Genomic DNA, 3399 nt, shown 5'->3' on the forward strand with positions numbered 1-3399 from the left:
AATCGGATGGCTCGGAGGCCTGGAAGCTCGCGGGCACTGCCAAAGCCTGGAGTTCGCCCATGCTCGTCGAGGTTCCTGGCGGCCAGCCGGAGGTCGTGCTAAACCTGGCGGGCAAATCGAGCAAGATCATCGGCGTCGAGCTTTGAGTTGTCCTGACTGGGCCTCTGGCAGCCGCCGCCATTTTCTTCTTGCTTGCCGGAGGGCGGCGACTTTACACTACCAGCACCAGTCAACCAATAACCTGGACGCCTGGCAAGCCGTCAGTTTCTATACCAATTGGAGGTTGCGATGGGGCGCACAAAGTTGCTCTTGGGCGCGCTGGCCCTCGTGTTATCGGCCGGCCATCTCTATGCGGACGATGTGAAGACAGATGCGTTCTTCACCACCAAGGACGGCGTGAAAATCCATTATGTGACCCTAGGCAAGGGCACGCCGATCGTTTTGATCCACGGCTACACCGGCAACGCCGACGGCAACTGGTTTCGCAATGGCGTCGCCCAGGCTCTGGCCAAAAACCATCAGGTCATCGCGCTCGATTGCCGCAACCACGGCAAGAGCGACAAGCCCCAGCCCGGCGGTCCCGGCAAGGCCGACGACGTGGTCGAGCTCATCGATCACCTGAAGATCCAAAAGGCTCATTTTCACGGCTACTCCATGGGCGGCATGATCGTCGGCCAGCTCATGGCCAAGATCCCCGATCGTTTCATCAGCGCGGGCTTTGGCGGATCGGGGATCGCCGAGGTCGACCCCGAAATGCGCGCCAAGGTTCCAGTCGACAAAAAAGGGCGCGACCCCAAAGAAGATGAAGTGAGCCGCCAACTCCGCATCCGCCGCGCCATGGACAACGGCGCCACACGGGAGGAAGCGGAGAAGCAGGCGAGTGCCCCGCCGCCGGCGCGGCCAGCCGGCCTCTTCGCCCGCCCCGCCGGACCGAAGCTCGACTTGACCACCATCACATTCCCTGTCATTGCGATCAACGGCGAATTCGACGGCCCCAACGCCAAGACGCATCGCATGCAGCGCGAGCTCAAGAACTTCAAGAGCGTCGTACTGCCGGGCAAATCGCACCTGACGGCGATCGCTTTTCCCTACATGCCCAAGGAGTACCTCGAAAGCGTCGTCACGTTCATCGACGCCAACGACCCAAAGTAATCATCGGAGTCGCGCCATGAGAATTCAGCTCGGAGGCGTGCTCGGCCTGCCTGTCGGCCACGCCCGGCTGCGCTTCGGCCCTTATTCATCCCCTGACGGGTCATACATCCCGGGAACAGAAATGTTGTTCAGGCGGAGATAGACGCACAGGATCGCACGGTGGTGGATCAGATGGTTGAGGACGAAGCCTCGAATCAAGGCCGCTCGCGGCATGGTGAATATCGTTGTTCCCGCCTTGAGCAGCGACCACGGCTGCGTCATCTGGTCGTCTTTCACTGCCGTGATCGCCTTCCTGGCCGCGGCGACGTTCCGATCAAATAGGTCGAGGATCTCCTGACAACTCGTCAGCTTCGGGGACTGATAGGGTTCGCCTCCGATCGGGGCGAAGTCCCACGAGGGTCCCGTGAGCCACCCTTCAACCCAGCCCAGAATCTCGGCGAGGTGGTTGGCGTTCCAGCCGATCGTGTGGGATTTGGGATGGGCTTGCCAATCCAGCTTGTTCTCGGGAACACGCTCCAGCACCTTCCGCGTGTTCGTCATCTCCCGGTCGAACTCGGGTAGGATCGTTTCGGCGTAGTTCATGAGGTCCACCTCCCCATAGGGAGAATGTCGAATGCTTTTGGCCGAACTTGTGATTCTCTAATCAAATTGCACGAATAATAAGCGGCCGCCGTAGGCTCGTCAATGAGCGAAATTGCCAATTTTGTCAACGGGTTGCGGCCATTTCAGAGGTGCGAATTGACCGAGCAAAGCTTGTGCGAGGCACGGCTAAGGGCAAGAAACTACTCGATCACCACAAATTCGCCTGCACGGAACAAGCAAGTGGTTGAGGCCCTTTGACTGTTCATCACGAACGCAACGTGAATGCGCTGCCACTCCAACACGATCGGGAGAGCCAACCGCGGCTGAGCTTATTGCCGCGACTGTTCGTGAAGACGTGGCCCTGGTCGCCGGAAAACACGGCGTCGCGATTGGAACGCATCCAGAGCAAAAGCCTTATCCGCTGAGTCGTCCCGCGCCATCGTTCAGGGAGCGGGTTTAGGGCCCATCTCGAACCGCAGCACGCCGCCGCCGGCGATTTCATCGTGCTTGAGCCAGCGGCGGTTGAGCGGCGTGCCGTTGAGCAGGATCTTTTGCACGTACACGTGATCGCGGGCAAAATTGTCGGCGACGATGGACAGACGCTGCTTTCCGAGGTTGATTTCGGCCCGCTGCCACAACGGGCTGGCAATTTCGTAGCGGTCCGTCCCAGCGGTGGGAAACAGGCCGATCGAAGCGAACACGTACCATGCCGAGAGGCAGCCGCCATCGTCGTTGCCGTCCAAACCGTTCTCCCGATCGCCGTACTTCGTTTCGAGAATCCAGCGTGCCCACTTTTGCGTCCGATCGGGACGCCCCGCGCTGTTGAAAAAGAACGCGGCGTAAAGGTCGGGCTGGTTTCCGTGCCAGTAATACGCGTTGGGCAAGGCCCCGACAGCCGGGGTGGATTTGGCGAAGAATTGCTCCAGTTCCTCGACGAAATAGGCAGGGCTCCGGAACAGGGACACAAGCCCAGGGGCGTCAAACGGAACCGCCCAGCGCCATTGCAAGGCGCTGCCTTCGACATAGGCGCCCGTGTACTTGCCGCTGGGGTCCTGATAGGTCAAGAGCTCTGGTCGAAAATCGGCGAAGAACGTGCCGTGGGCATCGCGCGGCTGGAAGTATTGGGTCTGGGGATTCCAGAGATTGCGATAGTACTGCGCGTGCGCGGCGAACCGTGCGGCGTCTTCGCGGTGGCCCAGCGCCTCCGCCAGACGAGCTATCGCGTAATCGGCATAGCAGTACTCCAAGGTGCTCGCCACGGAATGGCGCATGCGGTCGGACGGGCAATAGTGGAAATGCAAATAGTCCTCGATCCCGGCCCGGCCCGAAAACCGCGTCTTCTCCGTCGGGCCCAGAGCCGTCTTGCGCATCGCCTGATACGCGGCCTCGACATCGAAATCGTGAATGCCCTTGAGGTACGCTTCCGCGACGACCATGTCCGCCGGGGTGCCGAACATCGAATTGGTGTACCCATTTCCCGACGGCCAGCGCGGCAGATAGCCTCCTTGCTTCGCCATCTCTGTAAGCGAGACCAGCATGTCGCGCTGCTCGGCAGGCGCAATCCACGTAAACAGCGGATGCGTCGTCCGGAACGTGTCCCACAACGACATATCGGTGTAGAAACGGAACCCGGCGGCCCGGTGTACCTGCCCATCAAAGCCAAGA

Annotated in this window: 3 protein-coding genes; 1 reads left to right on the forward strand and 2 read right to left on the reverse strand. The window is 60.5% G+C overall.

Annotated elements, in window-relative coordinates; all coding sequences use genetic code 11:
* Nucleotides 1–309: 309 nt before the first annotated feature.
* Complete coding sequence (locus VGY55_05370) at nucleotides 310–1152, forward strand: alpha/beta hydrolase (GenBank protein ID HEV2969402.1); 843 nt, start codon at nucleotides 310–312, stop codon at nucleotides 1150–1152.
* Nucleotides 1153–1233: 81 nt separating this feature from the next.
* Here VGY55_05370 and VGY55_05375 read toward each other — a convergent pair whose 3' ends face one another.
* Entirely contained in the window at nucleotides 1234–1734 is a 501-nt protein-coding gene (locus VGY55_05375) for a DinB family protein (GenBank protein HEV2969403.1), read from the reverse strand.
* Nucleotides 1735–2177: 443 nt separating this feature from the next.
* On the reverse strand, nucleotides 2178–3399 hold a 1222-nt coding region (locus VGY55_05380), incomplete at its 5' end, for a glycoside hydrolase family 92 protein (GenBank protein ID HEV2969404.1).

It is taken from the genome of Pirellulales bacterium (assembly GCA_035939775.1).
Lineage (GTDB): Bacteria > Planctomycetota > Planctomycetia > Pirellulales > DATAWG01 > DASZFO01.

What these genes read in the sequence shown, in the direction of transcription:
- VGY55_05375 (HEV2969403.1), bottom strand. Translation starts at nt 1,734, where the DNA reads ATGAACTACGCCGAAACGATCCTACCCGAGTTCGACCGGGAGATGACG.